The organism is Nitrosophilus alvini (genome assembly GCF_015100395.1).
Taxonomy (GTDB): Bacteria; Campylobacterota; Campylobacteria; order Campylobacterales; family Nitratiruptoraceae; genus Nitrosophilus; species Nitrosophilus alvini.
Genome location: NZ_AP022847.1, coordinates 537,760 through 563,850, shown reverse-complemented (window position 1 = coordinate 563,850; position 26,091 = coordinate 537,760). Strand labels below are relative to the sequence as shown.

General features: G+C 35.5%; 26 protein-coding genes and 1 pseudogene. 15 read left to right on the top strand and 12 right to left on the bottom strand.

Annotated elements, in window-relative coordinates; translation table 11 throughout:
• Positions 1–4 precede the first annotated feature (4 nt).
• Positions 5–1,111, bottom strand: coding sequence for a methyl-accepting chemotaxis protein (locus EPR_RS09360; RefSeq protein ID WP_267905530.1), 1,107 nt, complete (start codon positions 1,109–1,111; stop codon positions 5–7).
• Positions 1,112–2,091: 980 nt separating this feature from the next.
• On the opposite strand from EPR_RS09360, the gene EPR_RS02955 reads away from it, so the two are divergent.
• The 9 genes and pseudogenes from EPR_RS02955 to EPR_RS02920 all read left to right on the top strand — a co-directional run bounded on the left by EPR_RS02955 (position 2,092) and on the right by EPR_RS02920 (position 10,069).
• A complete protein-coding gene (locus tag EPR_RS02955) occupies positions 2,092–2,607 on the top strand; it encodes a hypothetical protein (protein WP_200763795.1) in 516 nt (171 codons plus the stop codon).
• Between the two features lie 9 nt (positions 2,608–2,616).
• Positions 2,617–4,641, top strand: coding sequence for a chemotaxis protein CheA (locus EPR_RS02950; RefSeq protein ID WP_200763794.1), 2,025 nt, complete (start codon positions 2,617–2,619; stop codon positions 4,639–4,641).
• Positions 4,641–5,147 (top strand): chemotaxis protein CheW, encoded by a 507-nt coding sequence (locus EPR_RS02945; RefSeq protein WP_200763793.1) that lies wholly within the window; start codon positions 4,641–4,643, stop codon positions 5,145–5,147. The genes EPR_RS02950 and EPR_RS02945 overlap by 1 nt, the downstream gene beginning before the upstream one ends.
• A 24-nt stretch (positions 5,148–5,171) precedes the next feature.
• Positions 5,172–6,131 (top strand): chemotaxis protein, encoded by a 960-nt coding sequence (locus EPR_RS02940; protein ID WP_200763792.1) that lies wholly within the window; start codon positions 5,172–5,174, stop codon positions 6,129–6,131.
• Positions 6,132–6,149: 18 nt separating this feature from the next.
• Positions 6,150–6,548 (top strand): chemotaxis response regulator CheY, encoded by a 399-nt coding sequence (locus EPR_RS02935; protein WP_200763791.1) that lies wholly within the window; start codon positions 6,150–6,152, stop codon positions 6,546–6,548.
• 9 nt (positions 6,549–6,557) lie between these two features.
• Positions 6,558–7,343, top strand: a pseudogene (locus EPR_RS09355) (methyl-accepting chemotaxis protein); the annotation flags it as partial.
• A gap of 195 nt (positions 7,344–7,538) precedes the next feature.
• Positions 7,539–7,889 (top strand): CZB domain-containing protein, encoded by a 351-nt coding sequence (locus tag EPR_RS09350; RefSeq protein ID WP_234697190.1) that lies wholly within the window; start codon positions 7,539–7,541, stop codon positions 7,887–7,889.
• A gap of 12 nt (positions 7,890–7,901) precedes the next feature.
• Positions 7,902–9,344 (top strand): methyl-accepting chemotaxis protein, encoded by a 1,443-nt coding sequence (locus EPR_RS02925; protein WP_200763789.1) that lies wholly within the window; start codon positions 7,902–7,904, stop codon positions 9,342–9,344.
• Positions 9,345–9,349: 5 nt separating this feature from the next.
• The gene (locus tag EPR_RS02920) at positions 9,350–10,069 is read left to right on the top strand and encodes an MBL fold metallo-hydrolase (protein ID WP_200763788.1); all 720 of its coding nucleotides are present in this window, start codon (positions 9,350–9,352) and stop codon (positions 10,067–10,069) included.
• On the opposite strand, the gene EPR_RS02915 is transcribed toward EPR_RS02920, so the two are convergent.
• The 3 genes from EPR_RS02915 to thiC form a co-directional block, all read right to left on the bottom strand.
• On the bottom strand, positions 10,062–10,868 hold the full coding sequence (locus tag EPR_RS02915) for a ParA family protein (RefSeq protein WP_200763787.1): 807 nt from the start codon (positions 10,866–10,868) through the stop codon (positions 10,062–10,064). The genes EPR_RS02920 and EPR_RS02915 overlap by 8 nt on opposite strands.
• A 214-nt stretch (positions 10,869–11,082) precedes the next feature.
• The gene (locus tag EPR_RS02910) at positions 11,083–12,216 is read right to left on the bottom strand and encodes an Mrp/NBP35 family ATP-binding protein (RefSeq protein ID WP_200763786.1); all 1,134 of its coding nucleotides are present in this window, start codon (positions 12,214–12,216) and stop codon (positions 11,083–11,085) included.
• Positions 12,217–12,291: 75 nt separating this feature from the next.
• Positions 12,292–13,626 (bottom strand): phosphomethylpyrimidine synthase ThiC, encoded by a 1,335-nt coding sequence (gene thiC, locus EPR_RS02905; RefSeq protein ID WP_200763785.1) that lies wholly within the window; start codon positions 13,624–13,626, stop codon positions 12,292–12,294.
• Positions 13,627–13,753: 127 nt separating this feature from the next.
• Here thiC and EPR_RS02900 point away from each other — a divergent pair, with 127 nt between their 5' ends.
• The 4 genes from EPR_RS02900 to EPR_RS02885 all read left to right on the top strand — a co-directional run bounded on the left by EPR_RS02900 (position 13,754) and on the right by EPR_RS02885 (position 17,492).
• Positions 13,754–14,875: a bifunctional 2-C-methyl-D-erythritol 4-phosphate cytidylyltransferase/2-C-methyl-D-erythritol 2,4-cyclodiphosphate synthase gene (locus tag EPR_RS02900; protein WP_200763784.1), complete on the top strand. Its 1,122-nt coding sequence runs from the start codon at positions 13,754–13,756 to the stop codon at positions 14,873–14,875.
• Positions 14,872–15,756 carry a response regulator gene (locus tag EPR_RS02895; protein ID WP_200763783.1) on the top strand — a complete coding sequence of 295 codons (885 nt, stop codon included), beginning with the start codon at positions 14,872–14,874 and terminating at the stop codon, positions 15,754–15,756. Before EPR_RS02900 ends, EPR_RS02895 begins: the two co-directional genes overlap by 4 nt.
• On the top strand, positions 15,734–16,924 hold the full coding sequence (locus EPR_RS02890; RefSeq protein WP_200763782.1) for a sulfate adenylyltransferase: 1,191 nt from the start codon (positions 15,734–15,736) through the stop codon (positions 16,922–16,924). The genes EPR_RS02895 and EPR_RS02890 overlap by 23 nt, the downstream gene beginning before the upstream one ends.
• 103 nt (positions 16,925–17,027) lie before the next feature.
• Entirely contained in the window at positions 17,028–17,492 is a 465-nt protein-coding gene (locus EPR_RS02885) for a phosphatidylglycerophosphatase A family protein (RefSeq protein WP_200763781.1), read from the top strand.
• Here EPR_RS02885 and EPR_RS02880 read toward each other — a convergent pair.
• The 4 genes from EPR_RS02880 to EPR_RS02865 form a co-directional block, all read right to left on the bottom strand.
• Entirely contained in the window at positions 17,470–18,456 is a 987-nt protein-coding gene (locus EPR_RS02880) for a CHAD domain-containing protein (RefSeq protein ID WP_200763780.1), read from the bottom strand. The genes EPR_RS02885 and EPR_RS02880 overlap by 23 nt on opposite strands.
• 316 nt (positions 18,457–18,772) lie before the next feature.
• On the bottom strand, positions 18,773–19,546 hold the full coding sequence (locus tag EPR_RS02875) for a TdeIII family type II restriction endonuclease (protein WP_200763779.1): 774 nt from the start codon (positions 19,544–19,546) through the stop codon (positions 18,773–18,775).
• A gap of 2 nt (positions 19,547–19,548) precedes the next feature.
• Positions 19,549–21,150 carry a DNA methyltransferase gene (locus tag EPR_RS02870; RefSeq protein WP_200763778.1) on the bottom strand — a complete coding sequence of 534 codons (1,602 nt, stop codon included), beginning with the start codon at positions 21,148–21,150 and terminating at the stop codon, positions 19,549–19,551.
• Positions 21,151–21,666: 516 nt separating this feature from the next.
• Entirely contained in the window at positions 21,667–22,218 is a 552-nt protein-coding gene (locus EPR_RS02865; RefSeq protein ID WP_200763777.1) for a hypothetical protein, read from the bottom strand.
• A gap of 259 nt (positions 22,219–22,477) precedes the next feature.
• On the opposite strand from EPR_RS02865, the gene EPR_RS02860 reads away from it, so the two are divergent.
• Together EPR_RS02860 and EPR_RS02855 are read left to right on the top strand one after the other, a co-directional pair.
• On the top strand, positions 22,478–22,768 hold the full coding sequence (locus tag EPR_RS02860) for a site-specific integrase (RefSeq protein ID WP_267905529.1): 291 nt from the start codon (positions 22,478–22,480) through the stop codon (positions 22,766–22,768).
• A gap of 25 nt (positions 22,769–22,793) precedes the next feature.
• Positions 22,794–23,510: a hypothetical protein gene (locus tag EPR_RS02855; RefSeq protein WP_200763775.1), complete on the top strand. Its 717-nt coding sequence runs from the start codon at positions 22,794–22,796 to the stop codon at positions 23,508–23,510.
• On the opposite strand, the gene EPR_RS02850 is transcribed toward EPR_RS02855, so the two are convergent.
• From EPR_RS02850 to EPR_RS02835, 4 genes are read right to left on the bottom strand one after another with little or no spacing between them, the layout of a single operon-like run.
• Positions 23,507–23,944, bottom strand: coding sequence for a hypothetical protein (locus EPR_RS02850; RefSeq protein ID WP_200763774.1), 438 nt, complete (start codon positions 23,942–23,944; stop codon positions 23,507–23,509). The two genes, EPR_RS02855 and EPR_RS02850, sit on opposite strands and share 4 nt — an antisense overlap.
• The gene (locus EPR_RS02845) at positions 23,931–24,314 is read right to left on the bottom strand and encodes a hypothetical protein (RefSeq protein WP_200763773.1); all 384 of its coding nucleotides are present in this window, start codon (positions 24,312–24,314) and stop codon (positions 23,931–23,933) included. The genes EPR_RS02850 and EPR_RS02845 overlap by 14 nt, the downstream gene beginning before the upstream one ends.
• Positions 24,311–25,390, bottom strand: coding sequence for a 4Fe-4S dicluster domain-containing protein (locus tag EPR_RS02840; protein WP_200763772.1), 1,080 nt, complete (start codon positions 25,388–25,390; stop codon positions 24,311–24,313). The genes EPR_RS02845 and EPR_RS02840 overlap by 4 nt, the downstream gene beginning before the upstream one ends.
• A complete protein-coding gene (locus tag EPR_RS02835) occupies positions 25,387–26,004 on the bottom strand; it encodes a TorD/DmsD family molecular chaperone (protein ID WP_200763771.1) in 618 nt (205 codons plus the stop codon). Before EPR_RS02835 ends, EPR_RS02840 begins: the two co-directional genes overlap by 4 nt.
• Between the last annotated feature and the right edge of the window lie 87 nt (positions 26,005–26,091).

The following is a 26,091-nucleotide window of genomic DNA, read 5'->3' as shown; positions in this document are numbered from 1 at the left end:
CCCTCTATCTTTTTTTCAGAATAGACTCTGTCTTTTCAAAAATATTTTCCACATTCTCTATTTGGGATCTTAAATCTGAAAAAACTTTTTTATCTCTTTTTACTTCTGTCTCTTTAAAACATTTTGATATTTTGAAAATGTTTTTTTCTATTTCATTAAAACTGTTTTCTAACTCATCAAAAAGATTCTCTTTTTCAGGCATATTTATAAAAACAGAGCTAAACTCTGTTCTGAGCCATTTTTCAAATTCGTCAATTTTCTCTTTTAAAACTTTCTCATCTTTCATAATTTTTGCAATAATCTCTAAAAAAAGAATTTTCCCTTTTGATACAACTTTTTCGTCAAAAGATTTATATTCTGATACTGTTTTTTCCAAAACAGCCATCCCATTTGCTATCTGAATTATTTCCTCTTCAAGAAAACTTAAAACATCAGCAAATTCACTCACTTCTTCTCTAATAGTGATTACACTGTCTTTAACAATGTCTAGCGCCCCTTTTTGTTCATCGACAAGTTTTGTTATATGTTCCGCAGTATGTGTAACTTTATCAATATTCTCTTCGATGGATTCAAAAACGTCACCGGTACTGTTAATACTCTCTTTTACTTCAATAGCTTCATTGCTTCTTTTTTCAAGTTCATCAGAAAGATTTACTATAGCTTCCGTTACGGAAACTATAATATCCGCAATCTCTTGAGCTGACACAGATGTACTGTTTGCCAGATTTCTTACTTCATCAGCCACTACGGAAAAACCTTTTCCATGTTCTCCGGCTCTTGCTGCTTCTATTGCAGCATTGAGGGCCAGTAGATTTGTCTGGTCTGCGATACTTTTTATAGTATCAGCCACTTCTTCTATTTTTTCAGACTCTTTTGTAAGTATTTGTGCCCTTTTTTTAAGCTCTATTACCTCGTCAGCAAGATTTTGTACATTTGAAATAGAGTTTTCTATAACTTTTGAACCGGTTTTTGCTTTGAGGTTTATATCTTTTACTGTATCAAAAACACTCTTTATCTGCCTGTTTACGTTATTTACGGAGTTTGACAACACTTCTGAAGACAATGAAAGTTCAAATGAGCTTGTATCTATCGCTCTGTTTTTCTCCTTCATATCGGCAAGGGCGTTTATCATCAATAAAGAGTCTTTTGAGACTCTGTTCAAGGTTTTGGAGACGGAGTTTAAAAAACCGCTAATCCATTTAAGAAAGGACTCGATCTCTTTTTCGAAAACTCCGCTTTTTTTACTATTTTTAAGCGTAAGATATTGTGAAATTTCTCCTTTTTCTATGTTTGATAAAAGATCTATGAGTTTTTTCTCGCTGTTTTGAGACTCTTTGGAAAATAATAAAAAAATGATTGCCATAAAAACGATAATAACAATAGTAAGCACGATTAAAATAAAATCGGCAACAGAAAATATCCGCGAACCATCCGCTTCTATTTTTTGCTTCAGTTTTTTTGTCTTTTGCATAAGATTTGATAGCTTGTTTCTGGCGTCAGCAGCGCTTAAATCACCATTTGCATAATTTTCAAGAATCGTTGATGTTTCTTTAAATAGATTGTGGATTTTTTCAGTATATTCGTTTTTTTCCAGTCTATCTATCTTTTTTACCAATTTTTCACACTCTTGTGATACATTTCTTGCAAACCTTTTATCTAAGACGGTTGTAGCAATTTTTCCTTTTTGTATTTCATGTTCCGTCAGTTGTGCTATTTTCGACAGATTCTCGATATACTTATATTCAGTAAATTTTATATGGACAAAACCTACAAGAAATAAAACCGCCAAAATTCCAGTTAACCAAAAAAATAACGCTCTGCTCCTGGTTTTCATAACACTAATTTTCCTTATATATTAGACTCTAAACATTAAATCACTGCTTTTCAAAAATTATACTGATTAAAAGTTTCAATATAATTTAAACATATAAAAACTCGTGCCTTTAGTTAAAAAAGTCTCTTTTTGATACTGTTTCCTTAAAACAACAATATATTCTCTTGATTTAATTTCAAGAAAATTTGTCTGTTTTATTTAAAATTAAATCTAATTATCCGATAATAGGGTAACCTACATCACATTTAGAGGCATTAATGGAAAATATCAAAAACAGCAACTCTTTGCCGCCTGTGGAAAAAATTGAAGATTTTAAAAAAATTTTTCTATCTCTGGCAAAAGAAAAAGAGTATATTGAAACGGCCTGCAGTCATCTGCAGCAAGCGGCACAGGAGAGTGAAAAAGCGGCTGAAAATATTTTAAAGTGTACAAATGAAACTTTAACACTTCTAAATAGCATAGAAAAAAATTTACAAAACACCCACACTGACAGAGAAAACTCCGAAGATATAGAAAAAATGAAAAACAACCTTACACGAATTTTATCGGAAGCACAGTTTCAGGACATATTTGCACAAAGACTCCTTAAAATCGACTCTTTTTTAAAGAGACTTGAAAAATTGATTGATGAAACAGGTACGCAAATTGGCATCTCAGAAAAAGACGTAGATACAAAAAGCAAGGAGTTTATAAAAAGCAAAGAGGAGTTTGCCTGGGAAAATGAGGTGGAGCAAAAGGACGTTGACGATATTTTAAAAGAATTTGGAATATAAAGGCGTATTATGAGAGTAGAATTTAGCGAAGATATGAAAGAAATTTTTGACGAATTTATGCTTGAAGCAGAAGAGATACTGGAGAGTCTGGACCAGGATCTGGTTGAACTAGAAGAGAATCCTACCGATAAAGATCTACTCAACAAAATATTCAGAGGAATGCATACGCTTAAAGGCGGAGCAGGATTTTTGGGACTCGAAAGTATAATAGAGCTTGCACACAAAATAGAAGACATCTTTAACAAATTAAGAAATGACGAGATGGAACTCGACTCCGATAAAATGGATATTATTCTAGAAGGTATAGATACGCTAAAAAACGGTATCATATCCCTTAAAGAAGAGGGGGTGATCCCTGATAAAGAGGATATCGCAGAAATTTTGAATAAGCTTGAAAAACTTCTTTCAGGAGAGATAGTCAGAACAAATCCCGAAACCAATTCTCAAGAAGAGATATTTTGGTCCGGTGATGAACGTATAGAAGAAAAAGTTGGCACAAAAGAGAAAGAGGAGCAGAAAAATATAAAAATTGTTTTCAAAGAAGGAGTTGATCCGGATATACAAAACCTCATTATTAAATATCCAGGTAAAAATTTTGCCCAGATACTAGATGAAATCATACTTCTTCCTCCTGATGAAAGGGATATGAGCGTAGTTGAAAAACTCGAAAAACTTGTTGAAGAAGGAAAAGAGGTTGAAGATCTGATCGAAGAAATGATAACCGAAGAAACAAAATCTGAAGAAACTCCTGAAATATCAAAGAAAGCAGAGGTAGAAGCCGTAGAGAAAAAAACTCCGAGTACCGAAAAAAAGAAAACAAAAAAACAGCCTAAAAAAGAAGAGGTAGAAACAATAAGAATAGATATTAACAGAGTTGAAATTTTAATGAATCTTGTCGGGGAACTGGTTTTGGATAGGAACCGCATAATTAAACTCGCTTCCAGGTTTTCCAATGTTCAGGGAGATATGGAAACAGCGGAAGAGCTTTCAGAAGCCATAGCCGGCATGAGCAGATCAGTGAGCGATCTTCAAGAAGCGGTTATGAAACTAAGAATGCAGCCGGTAAAGAAGATTTTCAGCAAATTTCCGAGAATCGTCAGAGACCTCTCTAAAAAACTTGGCAAAAATATCCGTCTTGAACTAGAAGGTGAAGATACGGAAATAGACAGATCAATTCTCAACAAACTGGAAGACCCGCTTATTCATTTGGTAAGAAACTCTATAGACCATGGTATTGAAACGCCTGAGGAGAGAAAAAAAGCAGGTAAAAGTGAAACCGGAACGATAAAACTCTCGGCTTTTCAGGAAGGCGACAGAATAATTGTAGCAATAGAAGATGACGGAAAAGGAATAGACCCAGAAATAATAAAACAAAAAGCTATTGAAAAGGGGCTTATAAAACCTGAGCAAAGTGTAAACATGAATGATAAAGAGGTTTTTGAGCTTATTTTCCTTCCCGGTTTCTCAACTGCTGAAGAACTTAGCGACGTATCGGGAAGAGGGGTAGGAATGGATGTTGTAGCCTCAACCATTCATTCTCTGAGAGGAACCATAGAGGTTGACAGTGAAAAAGGCAGAGGTACAAAAATTGTTATGAAGCTGCCGTTGACAGTCGCCATTATCAGAACACTTATGGTTGGTGTAAACAACAGGATTTTTGCAATTCCGCTATTTTCTGTGGCGGAGATAATAAAATATGACTCAGAAAAAATAAAAAACGTGGGACACTTTAAATCATTGATGCTTAGAGATGATGTATATCTTATGTTCAGTCTAAATGAACTGTTTGATATAGAAGAGAGCGGTAAAAGCAAGTTTATAATAATAGTTAATGTGGGAGAAAAAAGTCTGGCAATTGCGGTAGATGAACTGTACGGTGAAGAAGAGATAGTTATAAAACCTTTAGGTGAACTACTAAGTGATGCAAAAGGAATCGCAGGTGCAACAATTACGGGTGACGGTAAAGTTGTACTGATTCTGGATATTAACTCTCTTATAAACGACAAAAAAAGCGAACTGACAGGAGTGGTCTGATGACGGAAACGGAAGTACTCGGTATTAAAGAGGATATTGTTGAAGAGATCAATACAGAAGAGCGTGTCATATCCTTTAGATTAAATGATGAACTCGTAGGAATCGATATAAAAAACGTTATCAAAATTACTAAACATATGGATATTACTCCTGTCCCTAAAACAGAAGAGTATATTTTAGGAGTCATGAATCTCAGAGGAAGCATAGTTCCTGTTGTAGATCTTAAAAAGATGCTCGGGCTTGAAAGCGATAGCGAAGAAAGCAGAGAATTCATCCTCGTAATAGATTCTGATCTGGGAAATATTGGACTAACTGTAGATGAGATTGTGGGAGCAACTTCCATAAATCCTGAAGATATTCACTCTCCTCCTATGAACTCCATCGGTATAGACCCCAAATATATAACCGGCGTCGTTTTGGCAGACAATGAAGAGGGAAACCGGGATCTTCTGATAATGCTCGATATCGAAAAGCTTTTCAGCAAAAAAAACGAGGAAGAGGAATAGAAAAATTCACGGAAGAGGTTACTGATGAAAAATAAAGATCTTTTGCCAAAAATATTGGAAACAGGTGCAAATGAACTTGAAATTATCGATTTTAGAATGTTTGAAGTTATTGAAAACAACGATATTTACGAATGGGTTCTTGGAGTAAACGTTGCTAAAGTCAAAGAGGTGATACAAAAACCGGAAAATATCTTCAAATCCCCGGGAATGCCTGATGAAGTCGAAGGACTGGCAAAAATAAGAGACAATGTCATACCCATTATCAATCTAGCAAAATGGATGAAGATAAATGAACCTGAAAATGCCGGAAAATATGTAATTGTTATGGAGTTTTTAAGAGAAATAATGGGTATCGTTATTCATGAAGCAAAGAGAATAAGAAGAATAAAATGGACCGATATAAAAAAACCTCCGGCAAGTATAGATGAAAAACTGGGAGGAAAAGTAGTTGGTGTAATAGAGATAGAAGACGGAAAACTTCTGTTGCTTCTTGACTTTGAAGGAATACTCGACGAACTTGGAATGATAAAAGTATTCAGTTTAAGCGAAGAGATAGCTGAAGGAATAGAGAGAAAAGGACACTACAATATTCTTATTCTTGACGACAGTCCCGTAGCAAGAAGAATAATAAAAAATATTTTGGAAAAAGACGGCCACAAGGTATATGAGGTACAAAGCGGACTTGAAGGACTCGAATTTTTACAAAATATATATGAAGAGGCACAAAAAGAGGGAGTAGATATTACCGACAAGATTCAACTCATAATAAGTGATATAGAGATGCCCGGCATGGACGGACTCACTTTTACAAAAAAGATAAAAGAGCATCCGGAATTCTCCAAAGTTCCGGTTGTAATAAACACATCTCTATCAGATAAAGCAACTGTAGATAAAGCAAAATATGTAAAAGCAGATGCGCATTTGGTTAAATTTGACACAAAAGACCTATTACATATAGTACATGAATATGCAATAAAAAAATGAGAAATTCAGGAGGATAAATTGGCACTGCCCGATAGAAATATAAAAATTCTTGTAGTTGATGATATGAGCACAATGAGAAGAATTATAAAAAATCTTTTAAATCAACTCGGTTATAAAAATATAGACGAGGCGGAAGATGGACAAGTAGGTCTTCAGAAACTTCGTACAAAAAAATATGACTTTGTTGTTACAGACTGGAATATGCCCAATATGACCGGACTTGAAATGGTTCAAGAGATCAGAAAAGACCCTAATCTAAAACATCTGCCTATATTGATGGTAACTGCCGAAGCAAAGAAAGAAAATGTAATAATGGCTATAAAAGCCGGAGTTAACAACTATATAGTCAAACCATTCCCTGCAGAAGTTTTGAAAGAAAAAATGGAAAAAATCTTTGCAGCATTTTCTAAAAAATAAGGAGAAGTCATGGCAAAAACAGAAAAAGAGATGCAAGAAACTATCGACAAACTAAAATCAAAACTGGAAAAAAAAGAGTATGAGATAGAGCATCTGAAAAGGAAAATTGCCCAATTAGAAAAAGAGAATCAGGAACGACTGGAAGGAAACGAAGATATTGCCAAAAGCATATATAAAAATGCTGTTGCCTGTATCGATATTTTTCAACTCAAAAACAGATTTGACGGGTTTGAAAATATGTTTCAGAAAATAAACAATCTGTCAGGAGAAAACAAAAGCGTCTCTGAAAAGCTGCTCTATGCTATAAACGAAATAGGAGAGTCTCAGAAAAAAGCCAACGACCTTGTATCAGAAGGTGAAGAGACTCTACAGAAAACAAATAACAATATACTCAACTCTGTAGCGGTTATGGACAATCTAACTTCAACTACAGAAGAGCTAAAAAGAAGAATAAGCGGAATAGACCATGTTCTGAATGTAATACTGGAAATTACCGAACAGACAAACCTTCTTGCTCTAAACGCGGCTATTGAAGCTGCTCGTGCCGGAGAAGTGGGAAGAGGTTTTGCAGTTGTTGCTGATGAAGTTAGAAAACTTGCGGAAAAAACTTCTAAAAGCGCTTCAGAGATAAGGGATGTAACAATTTCCGTTATGGACGAAATGGACAACACGGCAAAGGTCGTATCCAAAGCGAAAAATATTGTTGAAGACAGTGCCGAAGGTGCCGCAAGCGTAGCAAAAATCTTCTCCAAAATAAAATATTCAAACAATATAGTAACGGATCTTATCGAACACCAGGTAGATCTTACATCAAAACAGAAAGAGAATGCAAAAGAGCTTCAAGATAACGTAAAAGTTCTTTATGATGAACTCAAAAAAGTAGATGAGCTGGCAGAAGATATAGAAGAGAAAATTTTTGAGTCAATAGATGAAACAAAAAATGCATGGGACAAATTTTCAAAAGCGGATGAAGAGATAGAAACAGAAATATTGAACGCTATAATAGAACACTCAACATATATCTCCGATCTGGCAAAAGTACTCGAAGGAGGCGCCGGTATCGATCTGGTTGACTATACTACATGTAAATTCGGTTCTTGGTTCTACTCAACAGAAGCTGTAAAACAGCTACAAAAATATGGTGACGAAGTTATATCCTTACTTGGCGAAACAGAAGATTATCATAAAAAAATACATAACCTTAGCCAAAAAGCAATATCAGAAAAAACAGATAAATATAGCGAAAAGGTTTTTTCAACAATTGATGAAATCACCAAAAATACGGAAAAACTTGTAAATATACTGACAAAAATATATATGATTGTCGCTACAAAAAAATAACAGAGGTTTACAATGTTCAATTATAACAGAAGAGGAATAGCTCCAAAAAATATCGAGTCAAAATTCGAAATAGATGAGCTTTTCTTTTCCACTACCGATAAAAAAGGTATCATTCTCTCAGGTAACGATGTCTTTATAAAAGTATCTAAGTTCCCTAAAGATGAGCTATTCGGAAAGCCTCACAATATCATAAGACATCCGGATATGCCAAGAGCTGTTTTCAAAGCGGTATGGGATACGATAAAAGATGGCAAACCTTTTGTCGGATATGTAAAAAATATGGCAAAAGACGGAAGCTATTACTGGGTTCTGGCGGTTATTTTCCCTCTCTTTGACAAAGAAGGGGATATAGAAAAATATCTCTCAATCAGACTTAAACCATCTTCTGAATACTTCAAGCTTATACCTTCGCTTTATGAAAAGATGAAAAATATAGAGATAAGAGAGGGTATGGAAAAAGCTCTCGAATATCTTATCGAGACATTAAATTCTCTCGGATTTTCAAACTATGAAGAGTTTGAAAAGAAAATCTTTTTTGAAGAGATGAAATCGAGGCAAATGCAGCTTGAAAAAGAGAAAAAAGACAAGCTATGTGGAATCGTAAGCCAAAAATCTATTGAAAGTGAAAAATTTGTAGATCTTCTCTGTTCAATTCAAACGGTTTTTTCAAGATTGGGAAGATATTTTGAAACAATCTTTTCAAAAGTAGAGATGTTTCTGGAACTGAACAACACTCTGGATAAAAAATCGAAATTTATATATGAACTCGCAGAAGAGATAAGACTTCTCTCTTTAAATGCTTCCATTGAATCATACAAAATCAAAAAAGAGGGTGTCTCTTTCTCTACACTTTCACAGGAAATGCGTAAAAATGCCGAATACAGTGAAAAAATCATACAAAAAATGAGTAATATTATAAAAGATGCCAATTCCGATATCGAAAGTATCGGATTTGAGATTTTAGCTTCAAAACTCCAGATTGAGATGATCCTCTACTTTATACATGAAATGCTAGAAATGGCGTATGAGGGAAATATAAATGAAGAAGAAGAACTTGAAGTTTTAGAAAATATTACAGATCTTTTCAAACTTCTAAAAAGCTATACAAGCGCCCTATCAAAGAGTGTAGATACTGCAAAAAACAAACTAAGAACTATATATTACAACCTCAAAGATCTCAACGTTATGATAAACAGACTCGATTTTATCCATATAAACGGTCTTATCGAATCTGCCCATACCGGCCAGGACGGCGGAGGTTTTACCATTATCTTTTCCCAGATGCTTTCACTTGTAGAAGCTGCAAAAAAAGAGACGATAAATCTCGAACAAAATATTTTTATGGCAAACGAAGAAAATCAAACAATAGATATCATAAACGAACTAATAGACCAGAGACTACAAAAAATGCAGAGCCAATACGAAGATGTATTATGTATGCATCATGACTGTTAAAAATCATGAAGATAAAATTTTTGGGAACAAAGGGAAAAATAGAGATAAAAAACAGATTCCACAAGTTTGAGAGTTCAGCTCTTATCTATTCCGGTAAAAAAAAGATAATGATCGATTGTGGAGAAGATTGGCTTGAAAAACTTCCCGAAATAGGACCCGACGCCATCATTATCACTCACGCACACCCAGATCACGCCTTCGGACTCAGGTGCGGCGCTCCCTGTCCTGTATACGCGACTAAAGAGACTTGGGAAATTTTAAAAAACTTTCCCGTAGAAAAAAAAATATCGATAGAAAAAAAGAGACCCTTTGAAATTTTCGAAACAAAATTTGAAGCATTCGACGTACTTCACTCTATCAGAGCCCCGGCAGTAGGATACAGAATAACACAGCAAAGTTCTATCTTTTACGTTCCCGATGTTGTCTACATTCCTGATATGGAAAAAGCGCTTAAAAATGTCTCATTGTATATCGGTGACGGTGCAGCACTGAAACATTCACTTGTCAGAAGAAGAGGAGATACGCTTTTTGGACACACTACCGTAAGCGCACAGATAGGATGGTGTGCCAAAAACGGTGTAAAAAAAGCTATTTTTACACATTGCGGTACCGAAATTGTCTCTATGGACCATAATGATGCTGAGGAGATTGTAAAAGATATGGGAAAAAAGAGAGGTGTGGAAGCAAAGATTGCATATGATTCTATGTTGGTTACGATCAATTAGTCAAAATTTTATCAAGGTCCCTAAAAGCTTTTTTCAGAATTCTTTCTTTATAACTTTCACAATCTTTTTTCAAAGCTTTTTTAAAGCTGATTTTTCTTATCTCATCTTTTGAAGCACCGTTTAAAATAGCTTTTTTCAACTCTTCATCTATATTTTCTTTGATATTTGCAAGTTCCCACAGAGTTATACCGAAACTTCTGCTGTATTTTATAGCATCACTATCCGCCAAAACACAGTAGTTTCTATCCTCTTCCTTTATATAGTTTATTATACCTTTTGTATCAAAAAGTCCGTACTTATCTCCCAAAAAAAGATCAAACTGAGAGTGTAAATCTCTTGTTTCATTCCATCTGTTGAGAACAAAAAGCGTTTTTATATCAGGATTTGCATCTTTTACTTTATGATAAATATTGAGAGCACTTACTGCGTCAAGTTCTCCATCCATAAGAGGTATCACTATAAGATCAAGCGTGTATATCATACCGCTGTCTATAAGCGCATCAAGAACATATACAGCGGTTTTATTTGCTCCAACATCCATACAGATGCAGTTTTCCAAAAGAAGAATATCTCTTAACTGATCTCTTAGATCATTTCCTTCCACTCGCACTTTTTCAAGCCATACAAGAGAGCATTTATCAAATGATATGGAATCTTCGTTTTCGTCATCAAACTCAAAATAAGAGACGGGCTGTAAAGTTTTTTGAAAAAGATAGGGAACCAGCAATTGCATGCTTATCGTACTTTTGCCAACTCCACCTTTCGTATTGAGAACAGCAATTTTGAGGTTTTTTCCCATTAAAAACGCCTCTTGAAGATTTTTCATATTTTATCAGGTTTTTATTAAAAAGGCTTTAGAGTGTTTACGCTGAAAAAAAGTAAATGAGTGATAATATACAAAAATATAAAAAACAAAACTAGAAGGGTCTCTTTGTCAAGACTTAATGAAAAAGTGTTGGTATAAAACCTGTAGCAAATCATAAATACTGGCGAGAAGGATTTCTCCTTCTAGCCTAGCTGCATCCGCCACCGTGTCCACCGGTCGAACAAGCACTTACACCAGGAGGGGTTGTCGGCTGTATCATTTCATTGCTCGACCCACCCTCTTCATTGACTTTTTCGATAAATTTCCAAAGATTGTCCGCCGCTTTGTGAAATCTCTTCGCCGTTTCGCTGTCCGGATAGTGATATACCACTGGCTTGCCGGTATCGCCGCCTTCTCTTATTGCAGGCTCTATCGGAATTTCGCCAAGCACTGTTGTCTGATACTCATTGGCAACCTCTTGAGTTGTACCTTTGCCGAATATATCGCTTTCTGTCTGACAGTTTGGACAGATAAAACCACTCATATTTTCTAAGATTCCGGCAATAGGGATATGAAGTTTTTTAAACATATCCAGACTTCTTCTGCTGTCATCAAGTGATACCATCTGTGGAGTTGTAACGGTTACGCCGGCTGTTACCGGAACGCTTTGTGCAAGAGTAAGCTGAGCATCACCCGTTCCCGGAGGCATATCTATAAAGAGAACATCAAGGTCGCTCCATAAAATATCTCTAAGGAACTGCTCGATAGCTTTCATTATCATAGCGCCTCTCCAGATAAGAGACTGACCCTCTTCCATCAAAACACCCATACTCATAACTTCAACGCCATAAGCCATGATGGGTTTTACCTTGTTCCCGACAACTTCAGGCTGAGCCCCTACTATGCCCATCATTCTGGGAATGTTTGGTCCATATATATCAGCATCGAGAATTCCCACTTTTTTGCCCTGCATTGCTGTTGCTATCGCCAGGTTTACCGTTGAAGTGGATTTCCCCACACCGCCTTTCCCGCTGCTGACCATTACAAAGTTTTTTATCTGCGGGGCTATATTTTTTCCTCTGCTGGACGTTTCTCTCGGCATTTGAGGCTGTTTGATAGCCACAACGACCTCTTTTGCCCCTTTCAACTCAAGTTTCTTTGTTATCTCATCTCTAAGCTGCTGGGCAACTTCCGGTGAGCTTGATGTAATATCAAGTTCAACCATAACCCTCTCACCAGAAACCTCTACAGCCTTTAGAAAGCCGAATGTAACGATATCTTTTGTAAAACCAGGATATGTTACGGTGGATAATACCTCTTTTACCAATTGCTCATTCAGCATTATGTATGCTCCTTCTGTTTTTAATTAGGAGTAATTTTATCCTATTTTATTTTAAACTTCATTGATTTTAATCAATTATGCACCATGCTCTTCCATAATAGTCTGCGTGATTTTATAGCTGCAGAACTTAGGACCGCACATAGAGCAGAATTCCGCCTCTTTGAAAACATCCTGAGGCAGAGTTTCGTCATGATACTCTTTGGCACGATCCGGGTCAAGTGCCAGTTCAAACTGCCTGTTCCAGTCAAATTTGTATCTGGCATCACTCATGGCATCATCTATATCTCTTGCCCCTTTTCTGCCTCTTGCTATATCCGCAGCATGTGCGGCTATCTTGTAGGCAATGATTCCTTCCCTTACATCCTGAGCGTTCGGAAGTCCCAGATGCTCCTTGGGTGTTACGTAACAAAGCATACTCGCTCCATACCATCCGGCCATTGCAGCACCTATCGCACTCGATATATGGTCATATCCCGCCGCTATATCGGTTACAAGCGGTCCCAAAACATAAAATGGAGCTTCATGGCAGTAGTCGCGCTCTATTTTTATGTTTCTCTCTATCTGGTTCATAGGAACGTGCCCAGGCCCCTCAATCATAACCTGAACATCCTTTTCCCAAGCTCTGAGAGTAAGTTCGCCCAAAACTCTCAATTCGCCTAGCTGTGCTTCATCGCTTGCGTCATAAAGACATCCTGGTCTGAGCGAATCGCCAAGAGATAGAGCCACATCATACTGTCTGCATATATCGAGTATCTCGTCATACGCCGTATAAAAAGGGTTCTCTTTATGGTAGTGCATCATCCATGCTGCCATCAAAGAACCGCCTCTACTCACTATTCCCATCTTTCTTTTTGCAACCAAAGGCATGGACCTTAGCAAAAATCCTGCATGAATAGTAAAATAACTGACCCCCTGTTTTGCCTGCCTTTCTATAACTTCAAGCATTTTATCGATTGTCAAATCTTCTATTTTATTATTACAGTCGTGAAGTATCTGATATATCGGAACAGTTCCGATAGGTACCTCCGCATACTTTATAACCTCTTCTCTGATAGCATCAAGATCTCCGCCGGTTGAAAGATCCATAATGGTATCGGCACCGTATTTCTGACAAACCTTTACTTTTTCAATTTCTCCCTCTATATCACTTGCAAGAGCGGATGAACCGATATTTGCGTTGATTTTACATTTGGCAGCAATTCCAATCGCCATAGGTTTTTGGTGTGTATGATTTATATTGGCAGGAATTATCATCCTTCCTCTTGCAACTTCTCTTCTTACAAGTTCCGGTGACAATCCTTCCGTTTTGGCCACATAATCCATCTCTTCGGTTATAATGCCTTTTCTTGCATAATACATCTGAGTTCTTACTTTATCATTTTTTCTTTTTTCTACCCACTCTTTTCTCATCTCTTTCATCCTTCGAACAATTTTTATCAATCCAACCTGTGACTCTTGCAAAATCTAACACAAAAAAGATAAAACAAAGCTTTAGTTGTGTATAATTTCGTAACAGTTTTTAGAAAAAGGATAAAATTTGTCTGATTTGTCTTTGGTGCTACTTGGAGCAGGCAGTTCGACAAGGTTCGGAAGCAGATGCAAGAAACAGTGGCTTATTATTGACGAAAAGCCTCTATGGCAATTTGTAGCTGAACGATTCGAGTCCTGGTACGATTTTGACAAAACTGTAATTACCGCCAGTGCTCAAGAGATTGATATAATGAAAAGCAGAGCAGGTTTTTGCTTTGTAAAAGGCGGTGAAACAAGACAAGAGTCGCTTAAAAATGCACTTGAACATATAAACACCCCATACGTTCTTGTAAGTGACATTGCCAGAGTCTGCATAAAAAAAGAGATAGTTGAAAACATGATATCTCAAAAAGAGGAAGCAGACTGCATAGTACCATATCTCAAAGTCAGCGATACTGTAGTGTATAAAAACGAAACAATAAACAGAGATGAAGTAAAACTGATTCAAACTCCTCAGCTTTCAAAAACAGAAATACTAAAAAAAGCCCTGGATCAAAAAAGAGTATTTACAGACGACAGCAGCGCCGTAAAATCGATAGGAGGAAAAGTAAAATATATTCCGGGTGACAAAGACCATATAAAACTTACATATCCTCATGATTTGAAAAACATGCCGTGCCTCAATCCGCCGGCAAATCTCTTTTTTACAGGTACAGGTTTTGACGTTCATCCTTTCTGCAAAGACAGAGCGCTTATGCTAGGAGGCGTTGAGATAACAAAAGAGTTCGGCCTGAAGGGCCATTCTGACGCCGACGTTGCTATTCATGCTCTTATAGACGCACTGATGGGTGCAGCGGCAATAGGGGATATAGGGGAGCTGTTCCCCGATACAAAAAAAGAATATAAAGATATAGATTCAAAGATACTTCTTCAAAAATGCGTTAAGCTTATCTATTCTATCGGTTATGAGATAGTAAATGCAGATTTGACGATAGCAGCTCAAAAACCGAAAATTTCGCCTTTTAAAACCGAAATGCAAAAAAGGCTATCCGAAGTTTTACAGATTCCCAAAAGCAGAATAAACATAAAAGCTACAACAACCGAAAAACTGGGATTCATAGGGCGAGAAGAGGGGATCGCTTGCCTGGCAACGGCAACACTGAAATTTTATGACTGGAGTAAGAGATGAGAATACTCATAGTAGAAAACGAAATATATCTTGCTCAGAGCATCGCATCAAAACTGACCGAACTGGGTCACACATGCGAAACGGCTGCAGGTATAGTAGATGCTATAAAAAACGAACAGTTCGATGCTGTTTTGCTGTCGACAAATATCAACGGACAGGATTTCTATCCTGTAATTGAACATTACAATAACTCAATAATCATCCTGCTTGTCTCATATATAAGCAACGACACCGTTTCCAATCCTCTTAAAGCCGGAGCCAATGACTATATCCTAAAACCCTTCATGATGGAAGAACTTATAAGAAAAATCGAACATTTCAGAGATTATGAAGCGCTTAAAAAACAGAATGAAACATACAGAGCCTATATAGAGTATACACTTAAAGGCATAAGTATCGAAAATATTTCCACCAAAGAGAAATTGCCTCTTTTTATAAAAACAGACTACCAGAAAAATGCCGACCTTTACGCCTTCAGATACGCCGAAAAGACAAACACGCCTTTTGTTTTTATCTCTTTGAACGATTCGAACGCTTTTAGCAGAATAAAAAAAATTTCAGACTCTTTAATGTATATAACAGATTTTCAAACATTGAAAAAAAGTGAGAAAAAGCTCTTTTTGGAACTTATAGAGGATAAGAATGCAATTGTTTCCACAACAGATTCCAGTGAAGAGCTTCCTTTCAACTCCATTGAGATAAAAAGTGACAACAAAATATTTGACAGAAACGATATTTTGCCTATCGACGATTATGTAAAATACATTATTATGAATTATCAAAGCAAATTCCCCGATACGACACTTGCAAAGAAACTTGGTATTTCAAGAAAAAGTCTTTGGGAAAAGAGGAAAAAGTATGAAATTTTCAAGAAAAAATAGAGCACTTTTTATTGACAAAGAAGCCATAGCCACTCTAGCTCTCGTACAAGAAGGTCTGCTTAACCCTGTTGTAGGACTTATGAATAAAAAAGAAGCAGATGAAGTCGATCGCACCGGAATATACAAAGGCAAAAGCTTTCCATTCTCTTTTATTCTCGCTCCAAGCGGAAAAAGAAACGAAGAGGTTTTAAAAACCGCACAAAAAGGCGAAACTCTAGATCTTATTATGAACAATACAAAATACGGAGAGCTGACTGTCGAGGAGGTCTTTGAGATAGATCCGCTAAAAAGAGTTGAAAAAATTTACGGCACAAGCGATATTTCACATCCAGGAGTCGTCGAAACTCTAAAAAGACTCGGAAAATATGCCATAAGCGGAAACTATTATGTTGATTTTGAAGATATCAAAAAGACAAAAGATATAATAAAAAAAGCAAAAAAAGAGATAGGTGCAAAACATGTCACCGCTATCATGATGGCGGCGAAACCACTTCACAGGGCACACGAACGACTTATAAGACTGAGTCTTGAAAAAACAGACCTTGTAGTCATTTTTTTGCTGAAGCCTTATAAAAAAGACAACTTTTCGTATGAGCTTAGATATAAAACCGTTGACTATTTTGTAAAAAACTATCTTCCAAAAAACCGCGTTATTGTCGTACCTTTGGAAAATACCTATATTTTTGCGGGATTCAATGAAGTTATCCTGGATGCAATCGTTGCACAGAATTTCGGATGCAACAAACTGGCAATCGGCCAAAACCATGCAGGAGTGGGTCTGTTTTATGACAAAAACTCCATAAAATCTGTTTTCGATACTATAAAGGGTCTTTCTATAAATATAGAAACGATAAGCGAGTTCGCATACTGTAACGAATGCAAAACCCTTGTAAGCACCAATACCTGCCCGCACGGAAGCCATCACCATATCTCTTACCACTCCGAGTCCATACTTGAACTTCTGAAGCTGGGAATTCTACCGCCTGCAGTATTGGTAAGAAAAGAGATTTCGGCCATAATACTAAGCAATCTCTTTCCAAACAGATTCAAAAACCTTGAAAAACTATATTACAATTTCGTTCCCTTTCCGGGCATCATGGAAGAACACAACGAAAAAGACTTCTATATAGAGCTTATGAAGCTCTACCAGACAACGTCTCTGACTTGAGTAAGGAGTGTGAGTGTGAGTGTGGGTGTGGGTGTGGGAGAAAACCAATCACAAATCACGAATTACGAGTTACGAATTACGAGACAGAGCAAAAAGGGGTGAAATGGATTTTCGAAAATGTTTTTTGACGGGCTGCTACAGCGGGCTTCTGCCTAAAGCTCCCGGAACCTGGGGAAGTCTGTTCGGTCTGGTTACAGCCTTTGCAATATTGCTGTTTCTACCGCAATCAACACTTTTTTTACTCTCTGTACTTTTAACGGTAATTGCTATAAAAGAGATAGACAAATATGAAAAAAAGACACGCAGGCATGACGGAAGCGAAATTGTCATAGATGAGATTGCAGGCATCTGGATCGCCGTGAGTATCCTGCCGGATACCTCTTTTGTATGGCTGGCATTTGCATTTGTTTTTTTCAGAATTTTTGATGTATTAAAACCCTCTTTGATAGGAAAAGCGGAAAAGAGACTAAAAGGCGGTCTTGCCGTAATGGCCGATGATATTCTGGCCGGATTTGCAGCTGGAATTTCCACAGGGCTTGTCTATGTTATCTATATGAAATTTTTCTGATCATATCTTTCTCTTTCCCCGTCTTTGCTACAAAATCGGCAAACTCTTTTTTGAAAGAGATTTTCAACTCCTCTTTTCTTTTCTGCATGTAACACAAAAGGCATCCTGCAGTAACCAATCCCTCTTTTTTTAAAAAATGCGGATTTTTTAAAATGTCGCACAGCAGATTATATTCAATATTCATATCATTGTATTCGCCTAAAATATCCTGTATACCTTTCAGTCTGGATATCAAACGCTTTGTTTTTTTGGTACTTAGAATAGAATGAAAAAACTCCAAAAGATATCTTAGTTTTTTGCATTCGATTCTGAGTTTATGAAAATCATTCTCATTGAAACTCTGCAGTTTCTTTTTCATTTTTAAAATTTTTCCATACCTCTTTTTTATATGTTTATGGACAATTTTTGATACAGGTATATTTTTCATATCCCTTTTTATCAATTTTTTTCCGAATATCATCTCTTCGTAATCTTTTTTAAAAGATGAAAACTCCCTACCTGATATTATATTTTTCAGTTTTTCAAACTCCTCTTTTTCCAGAAAATACAGCTCTTTTAAAAACTCTTTATATCCGTATCTGCACCGGTCTGGAAGAGAAGGGATAATGCTGTGCGTCTTCTGGATAAAAACATCGATATCTCTCTTTTTGTTTGTCGCTTTCGCTACCTGAGTCAGGCCCTTTTTGAAATGGGCTGTTTCGGTTTGGTCAAAAACCTCTTTCATCTCATTTACAAGCGTCCTGACTCTTCTAAGTGAGACTCGAAATCTATGTAAAAACTCCGGGTCTTCGTTTTTCAAAACTCCTTTCTCTTCTCTTGTCATCATAATATACAGATAGTATAGAAGTATACTCAATGCTTGGCCTACCGGCATTTTGGGATCTAATTTTATATCTTTGATAATTGAAGGTTTTGATGATATTTTCAGATATTTCTCAAAATCTTCGACGGAGAGTTTTTTCATCGCTTCTCCTCATATAATAAATTTATAAAACAGTCTACACCAAAAACAGTGTAGATTGCTTAAAAGTTTTAAATTGTATGGTAAATGATAATCGGCTTTTCCTTATATGCTTTTGGCACTATCTAAGAAAGCATATTGCGTTTGATTTGAGTAACTTGACCTTTGGGTAATAGAGTGATCATCGAGCCAACTTTCAATAGTTACAAGGCTTAAAATGTACCTTATTTCCTCCTCTTTCTTGCTTAACAACCAAGCTCACCTGCCACTATGAAGCGCCAGCGGAATAGCGATCAGGTGTAGCGATTTGTTATGTGTTTTATTTGAATTTTTCAAAATATTTGTCTATTTCTGATCGCAGTTCAATACCAACTTTTTCAAAACAATTTAATAGTTCTTTATAAGCACCAGTACCGCCTAAAAAATCCCAAAATTCATCAGCAACTTTTAATTCTTGATCTAAATCAAGCATTCCTTTTAATGTCCATCGTTCGTAGGGTTTGGGTTCATATGGATTATAAGGGATTGCAATGTATGAATGGACATTTGCTTCAGGATTTTCAGCTAAATAAATTGCTATCCATTCTAAAAGAGTGCGTTTGAAGTCTTTAAAATTACTAATATTAGGTTTTGCTGTTTTTATATCAAATAAATGAACATGGCCAGTTCTATCTCTTAAAAACAAATCTACTTTTACAGTTTTTAATTTATTCATTTTCCCAATAGTAGCAACATTGCGTATTCTCTCAATCTCAGTTGTTTTATCAGGGTCTTTACCGGTAGTTAATTCATTTATTATATGCTGAATTTCAAGTTGAGCTTTCTCACTAATATTCGTTCCTAAAACATATTGTTTTTTAGCTTCTGAAAAATTTTTGCTTGCTAAGGTCTCTGCAACTGGTTCAAAAATTGATGTTCCAAATGTTGTATTAAGAGAATGTATAAAAGAAAATAAAGCCATTCTATCTCTACCTAGTAGTCGGTAATGAAATGGCATATTTTTTGTCTCAGGGTTATAGTTTTGAAATTTTTTTCTTAAACTTTCTTTTATTACTTCTCCAATTTTGTAAACTTGTTCTTGAGTTAAGCTCACAATTAGTTCTCCTTTAGATGAAATATTATTTCTGCATAGGCTGATCTATCCTTTTCAACTCTGTTAAGAACTGGTCTTTTATATTGACTAACTATTTTCATACCAGCCAATTCAGCAATTCGTGGATATAGATTGTATTTGTCATTTGCTACGAGAAACACATTGTAATCTTTTCTTAAAAACTTTTTACAATTAATAAGCACATTAGCTATACCTTCAATGTATGACTCTCTCGCTTCTTTTCCCTGCCCTTTGAATAGAGGACCTATTTCTAACTCGTCTCTTCGCTCAAATCCAAAAATTTCATATGCATAAGCATGTTGCTCGTGATAATTTATTAAACCAACGTACGGTGGCGAAGAAAAAATACCTGCTATTTTTTGCTTGGAAATCAGCTCAGCAAATTGGGGGTTGTTTTTTCTAGCTTCCTCAATTATATTAATATTCCTACTATCACCAACAAGACAAATTTGCATTGTATTAGTTCGCAGTTTGTCAAATTGACTTAACCGATTCAACGTATCAATAGAATATCTACGCCACCATCCTATTATAGAAAATATTGGCTTGCAAATTTTGCCATGTTTTTTACAATAGTAAGTTGTAGTGACAGGTTCTTTCAAGGTTGCCAAATCTGCATGAGTTGTTGCTCTACAAGAGCGTACAGTTCTACTTAGAATTATTGCTAAAACTTTTTTTATTTTTGCATCTTTTATCTCCTTAATTTCTTCAAACAAAAAATCTATCTCTTCTCTTACAGGCGCTAAAAACCATTTATCAAGAAAATTTTCATCTTTATTCTGCTTAATCTGAATATTATATTTTCTGACCAAGTCCCAATAAATTGATAAAAATTCTTTTTCTTTTTTTGTAGAATAGTCTTTTTCATTTATTAATCCCTGCCTGATTTTTCTTTTATAATCAGGTGACGGAAAATATTTTTTATTAAATTCAGCCAACTTATTCAGTAACTGTTCTTCAAATTTTACATTATTTCTGTTTTGTTGAAAATTTTCTAATTTGGCAGTTAATTTTAAAATATTTTTATGAAGTTCGGCAAAATTTTGCTTTTCTATTTTTACATTGCTAATCATTACATTAAATGTGGAAATATCTATTCCAATTGCATGTATTCCAAGTTCATTTGCTTGAACAAGTGTGGTTCCACTTCCGCAAAATGGATCTAATACAATATCACCTTCTCTAAAGAAAACTTCCCTTTTAAATTCATCTGTATGTCCATCTAAAAAATATTCAACTAATTGAGGAATAAACTTTCCCTTATACGAATGCAATCGATGAACATGCTTTGTTCTTTCAGACTCTTTATATTCAACAAAAGACAGATGCCAATTAAGGTCATCTCCTAAAGCATTCTTCCATTCATTTTCTTTTTCGTTAATTTTATCGTAATATTCTTTTAATTCATTCTTATTGATTAGCGGATTACCATTATTACCATATTTTTTTATCCTTCCATATTGAATTAAATAAGAAATATTGGATACAGTTACTTTACGATTTAAATATTGAGAAGCCCATTTGCTTGCTTCTCGTAAATTTAATAATTTTTCGTCTTGTTCAAACAACAGCAATTGATTCATAGTTTTCTATTCTCCATGTCATATACACATAACAACTGAGTTTAGAAATATTTGAACCTAAAGTTCAAATATTTCTTTCCAATAAAAAGAATTTGTTATTATGTTAATATTTATCTAAACTTAAGATGTAGTTAGCTTTAAATACACCTTTTGAAATACCAATTTCTGCCACCTGACAATATCAATGCTGCTACTAATGCAATGATTGTACCACAAAATACCATTTTTAATGGTGAATGTTTCCAAGTTCAAAAATCAATAAATCATTGGAATATGAATATATTTTTCCTGAATAACTAAAATAATCATTTATTGTAAATTTAAATGAAATCGTAATTCTTCTTTCTGATTGATAAGATTATATATATCTACTTCATCTATATTGTATTCTAATTTAAATTTCATATAAAACATATTAAATAAAAAGCTTTATAAGTCGTTTGTTCATATAGAATCTTCCTCAGAAAATACTATTAACTGGCATTTATAAAAGTCGGTTTTATGACATTGTTATATTCATAATTCCCCTCGGTATGATATAGGGCTTTTATCTATTCCTATATCTTTCCGTATTTCATTAAGCAGATTGATTGCCAATTCTCTGACTTTTTTCCATTCATAGTCTACTGAGCCATTCGCTATCTTTATTAGATGATCCATAAGTTGATCCTGCGCATCCATTACAGATTGTGGTGCAAGCATTGCAAGATACCCATATACCCTCAATCTTTGTTCATTGAATTCATCAAAGCGGCTTCCAGCATCTTGTGGTTGTAACCTTCCCGTCTGGTATGCGTCAAAAGCGGAAAGAATTCGTGCGACGACATCAACTATGGTACGATAGATGAGAATTTTGTCGTTTTGAAACCTAAGAGTTGTTTCTTTAATAATATCTAATTCTCTTTTTGTCCTTTCCAATTCAGATTCTAATTTATGTTTTTCGCTACTTAGAATCCTATTAGCCCATAACTTTCCAAGCCATGATGACAAAGCAAATATTATTGCTCCACCTGCACCTATTGAGGTGACAAATGCGGTTACAAACTTAAAAACTGTTTCCCATTCCATTTATGATTCTTCTCGTAAATATAACAACTTATTCATAACAGATACTATCCTGCATATACTTAAATATACGTAAATAGTTACTTCATATGTATAAAAAATACTGATAATTGATAAGTAAGTAGTTTTGGTTAAAATAGACCATAATATGGAAGAAATTTTGAAAAAGAGAGAAAGCTTCTTGACCGACTGAAAGATAAAATTATAAAAAAGGCTATAGCCGTGCTACAGAAAAACATACGTATACTAGAACAAAGAGTTCATTTTATTTCATAACAAAAAACATCCTGCTAACATGGGTAAAGATGAGATAGAAGAGTTTTTGACACATTTAGCCGTAGAAAAAAGTGTTTCACTGACAACACAAAATCAGGCATTTAACGCTATTTTGTTTCTTTATAGAGAAGTACTTTGTATCGATACCGGCGATTGGAACATCCATGCACTTCAGGCAAAAAGAAAAGAGCATTTGCCAACAGGAGAGTTTTTTCATCGCTTCTCCTTTTGGCATACATTTTATAATAGTAATTTAAATATTTTAAAAGTATACTGACAGAAGATGCTTAAAAGGAAGCAAAATGAAAAAAACGCTCAAATCACTTCAACTCCTTTTGGCAGCTATGCTTCTGATACCACTTTTTTCATACGCTTCAGATTATAAAGGTTTTATGAAGCCAAAACCCGGTGCTTGGGCAAAGTATCTATCTATGTTCGGCCAGGACCGAATAGAGATAAAAAATATTTATGTTGGCGAAGAGGATATAGGCGGTAAAAAAGTCTATGTTATAGAGACTAGGACCAGAGGCGGATTCGGAAGCTCAACTTCACAAATATGGATGGATAAAAAAGATGAAAAAATCATCAAAATCGTTATGAAAAACAACGGTCAAATAAGTTGTATCTCAGGCAGTATAATGGATATGGGAGTCTCTGCAAAAAATGACAAACCATCTGTTAAGACTCCGAAAAAATTTGATCCAAAAAGGGCAAAAATAAAATATAAAACATACAAAACACCAAAAGGCAAAACCGTTAAAGCTGCAGTTTTTGAAGATAAAGATAATAAATACTGGGTGAGCAGTTCGGTTCCATTCGGTATTGTAAAGATATATGACAAAAAAAGAGGAAAAGATATAATGTATCTTTACGACTTTGGACTCTCGGATGCAAAACCTTCAATACCGATCTTAAAAGCCAGAAACTGCAAACCTATGAATTTTCCGGCAGGTATAATGGAGGGAAATATTCAGATACCGACGGATACGAAAAACCTACCCGGACTGCCTGATTTTTAAAAGTTGTCAAATTCATTTAAAATCTTTCTATACCTATCTTTGAGTTTTTCGCTTTTTTTGACCATATCCTCAAACACAGGTGCAGATGAAGGAAAGTTTTCAACAAGCTCTTTGTAAACGGAAACTTTCGAATCTATATGCTCACTGAAAATATCAAAAAGCTTTTTTAGGTCATCTTTTGATTTTATAGACTTCATAAGGTCTTTGAACATCTTTTTTCTCTCACTCACCTGTATAGATTCGCCAAATCTTCCCGCCATTACCTTTATATCCCATCTGGAAAAATAGAGACCACTTTTAGCCGGTGCCAGCATGTTTTCTATCAACTCATCCGTAAAACTCGGATACTCCTCTTCGATATCTTCACTCTGAGTAGTACAGCACTCCTGAATAAGGTTTTCAAACTCCTGTCTCAAATCATCATATTGACCCATTTTCTTCTCCTATTTTTTCTATAATTTTTATGAGCATACCGTCATCCACTATCTGTATCTCATCATTCAAAATGTGAAAAAAACCCTCCTCTTTTTTATACACAGCGCTTAAAAAACCCTCTGTTTTAAAATATCCGGCAGCCTTTTTTTGAAATTCAGGCATAAAAATCGTCGCTTCCACTTTTGAGTTTTTCAGATTCGATATAAAAAATCCGAAATCATCCTCTCTTATGTTGATGCCGATTATGCGCACATTGATATCTTTTTGCATCAACTCCCTGTTTACAATCTGTGCCGCTTTGTTCTGAGTGGCATTTTCGCCTGCAAGTGCCACTATTTTAACCCCTTTGGGCATAAAATTGTCATTCATGTCTCTATCCCCCACAAATTCATTGCCTCATCCTCTTCGATTTTGCATCTTTGGCATATTCTTTCGCCGCCAGTATATGTAAAATAGTTTCCGCACTCATCACATTTGACTACATTAAACTCTTTCAAAACTTTCACACTCGGCTCGAAAAGCTCTTTTGTGTCGAAATGTTCTGTTATATTTATTGAGTCTTTATCGCATACGTCATGGCACAAAGAGCATTTTATGCACAAATGGCCTTCAAAAAATATCCTGCTCTGCTTTTTGTCACTGCCTAGCGCTCCAGTCGGACAGATACGGTAGCATATGGAACAGTTATCGCAGCTGTCATCTATATTTTTGGATGATATAAAACTCAAATGTTTGTTTTGCAAAAATTTGTAAACATCGGGTTTGGCGGTTTTTTTCAATGCAACAAAAAGTATCTTTCTTTTGTCCGGAATCTTCTTTTGCCTAAGATTTTTTATATCCTCGTTTTTTATCTCTATCTTTGAAAATTCGCCGGCATTTAACGCTTCGTCAAACTCTTTTTTGCTTTTCAAAGCACCCTTTAACGTAAATCTGTTCAGAAAATCTCTTCTGCTGCTTTTCTTTTCGGATTCTTTTTTTTCGGCTCTGATATGTTTTGCTTCTATTTGTCTGTCTGAAATTGCACTCAAAACATAGTTTGCTTCGCTTATTTTGTTTTCTATCTCTTGAAAAAGCGGTACTTTTACCGGGCACTGGAAACAGTAGCCGATATCTATGACCAACTCTTTAAGCAAAGCGATTGATATCAGGTGTTCTGTACTCAAAGCAGCTATGCAGGGAACATTGGTTCTGCAAGAGATAACATTTTCGTTTGACTCAAGAAAGTCAAAAAAGAACCCGGTTGTATCAAAGCTTTCAAGACTTAATGCTTCTGTGGGACATACTCCCAGGCATCCTCCGCACTCTACGCAGTTATCCTGCTTAATCATCAAAGATGACTCTTCGGTTTTTATCGCCTTTTCGGGACATACCTTTTCACATAGATTACAAGATGAAAATTTTGAAAAATATCTTACACACTCTGTAGGATTTACTCTAAGTTTCATCTTTGGCTCAGATATTCATAATCTTCCAGTAAAAATTCGATTGCGAATTTTGCACTATCCTGGTAAAAAGGTGTTGCCGCTTCATTGGCAACATTTATCAGATACATGGGTGCCCACTTTAAAAGATGCTCTTCGAGAAACTTTTTTTCTATTTTTTTAAGCTCTGTAGCCGCGGCAAAATCTTCGGACTCTTCCGCTCTTATCTGTGATTGGATCAGAAGATGCATAAATTCGAGCTCAACGCCGATATGGTCGGGAGAAACGACTCTTGCTCTGTCCAGTTCCACTCTGAAACCATACTCATTATATATCTGAACCACCGGATTTGCCCCGCCGGACTCTATCATCTGGTCGTCCCTTGTATAAAATGTTTCATACGGTATTAGATGAAGAATAGCTATATTGGTATAGTCAACATTTAGATACTCTTCTATCAGCCTCTTTTTACCAACCTCTTTTCTAGTCTTCCAATCTTTGAAAGTTGGAAACAGGGAATCAAAATTTTCATCCTCTTCTATCTTTTTCAAAACCTCTTCGTCAATTTCTTGCAAAAAAATTCTTGAAGCGAGTGAATATAGAGAGTTTCTTTTTATTGTATCTTGAAATGCAGTCATCAGGCAGCCTTTTAATCGATATTGAAATGAATATTATAATATACTGTAATATACATTCAAATATCGATTGGACGGGGAAAACCCGCC

Coding starts and splice junctions, on each gene's coding strand:
- EPR_RS09360 (WP_267905530.1), bottom strand. CDS start 1,111: ATGAAGGAGAAAAACAGAGCGATAGATACAAGCTCATTTGAACTTTCA.
- EPR_RS02955 (WP_200763795.1), top strand. CDS start 2,092: ATGGAAAATATCAAAAACAGCAACTCTTTGCCGCCTGTGGAAAAAATT.
- EPR_RS02950 (WP_200763794.1), top strand. CDS start 2,617: ATGAGAGTAGAATTTAGCGAAGATATGAAAGAAATTTTTGACGAATTT.
- EPR_RS02945 (WP_200763793.1), top strand. CDS start 4,641: ATGACGGAAACGGAAGTACTCGGTATTAAAGAGGATATTGTTGAAGAG.
- EPR_RS02940 (WP_200763792.1), top strand. CDS start 5,172: ATGAAAAATAAAGATCTTTTGCCAAAAATATTGGAAACAGGTGCAAAT.
- EPR_RS02925 (WP_200763789.1), top strand. CDS start 7,902: ATGTTCAATTATAACAGAAGAGGAATAGCTCCAAAAAATATCGAGTCA.
- EPR_RS02920 (WP_200763788.1), top strand. CDS start 9,350: ATGAAGATAAAATTTTTGGGAACAAAGGGAAAAATAGAGATAAAAAAC.
- EPR_RS02915 (WP_200763787.1), bottom strand. CDS start 10,868: ATGGGAAAAAACCTCAAAATTGCTGTTCTCAATACGAAAGGTGGAGTT.
- EPR_RS02910 (WP_200763786.1), bottom strand. CDS start 12,216: ATGCTGAATGAGCAATTGGTAAAAGAGGTATTATCCACCGTAACATAT.
- thiC (WP_200763785.1), bottom strand. CDS start 13,626: ATGAGAAAAGAGTGGGTAGAAAAAAGAAAAAATGATAAAGTAAGAACT.
- EPR_RS02895 (WP_200763783.1), top strand. CDS start 14,872: ATGAGAATACTCATAGTAGAAAACGAAATATATCTTGCTCAGAGCATC.
- EPR_RS02890 (WP_200763782.1), top strand. CDS start 15,734: ATGAAATTTTCAAGAAAAAATAGAGCACTTTTTATTGACAAAGAAGCC.
- EPR_RS02885 (WP_200763781.1), top strand. CDS start 17,028: ATGGATTTTCGAAAATGTTTTTTGACGGGCTGCTACAGCGGGCTTCTG.
- EPR_RS02880 (WP_200763780.1), bottom strand. CDS start 18,456: ATGAAAAAACTCTCCGTCGAAGATTTTGAGAAATATCTGAAAATATCA.
- EPR_RS02870 (WP_200763778.1), bottom strand. CDS start 21,150: ATGAATCAATTGCTGTTGTTTGAACAAGACGAAAAATTATTAAATTTA.
- EPR_RS02865 (WP_200763777.1), bottom strand. CDS start 22,218: ATGGAATGGGAAACAGTTTTTAAGTTTGTAACCGCATTTGTCACCTCA.
- EPR_RS02855 (WP_200763775.1), top strand. CDS start 22,794: ATGAAAAAAACGCTCAAATCACTTCAACTCCTTTTGGCAGCTATGCTT.
- EPR_RS02850 (WP_200763774.1), bottom strand. CDS start 23,944: ATGGGTCAATATGATGATTTGAGACAGGAGTTTGAAAACCTTATTCAG.
- EPR_RS02845 (WP_200763773.1), bottom strand. CDS start 24,314: ATGAATGACAATTTTATGCCCAAAGGGGTTAAAATAGTGGCACTTGCA.
- EPR_RS02840 (WP_200763772.1), bottom strand. CDS start 25,390: ATGAAACTTAGAGTAAATCCTACAGAGTGTGTAAGATATTTTTCAAAA.
- EPR_RS02835 (WP_200763771.1), bottom strand. CDS start 26,004: ATGACTGCATTTCAAGATACAATAAAAAGAAACTCTCTATATTCACTC.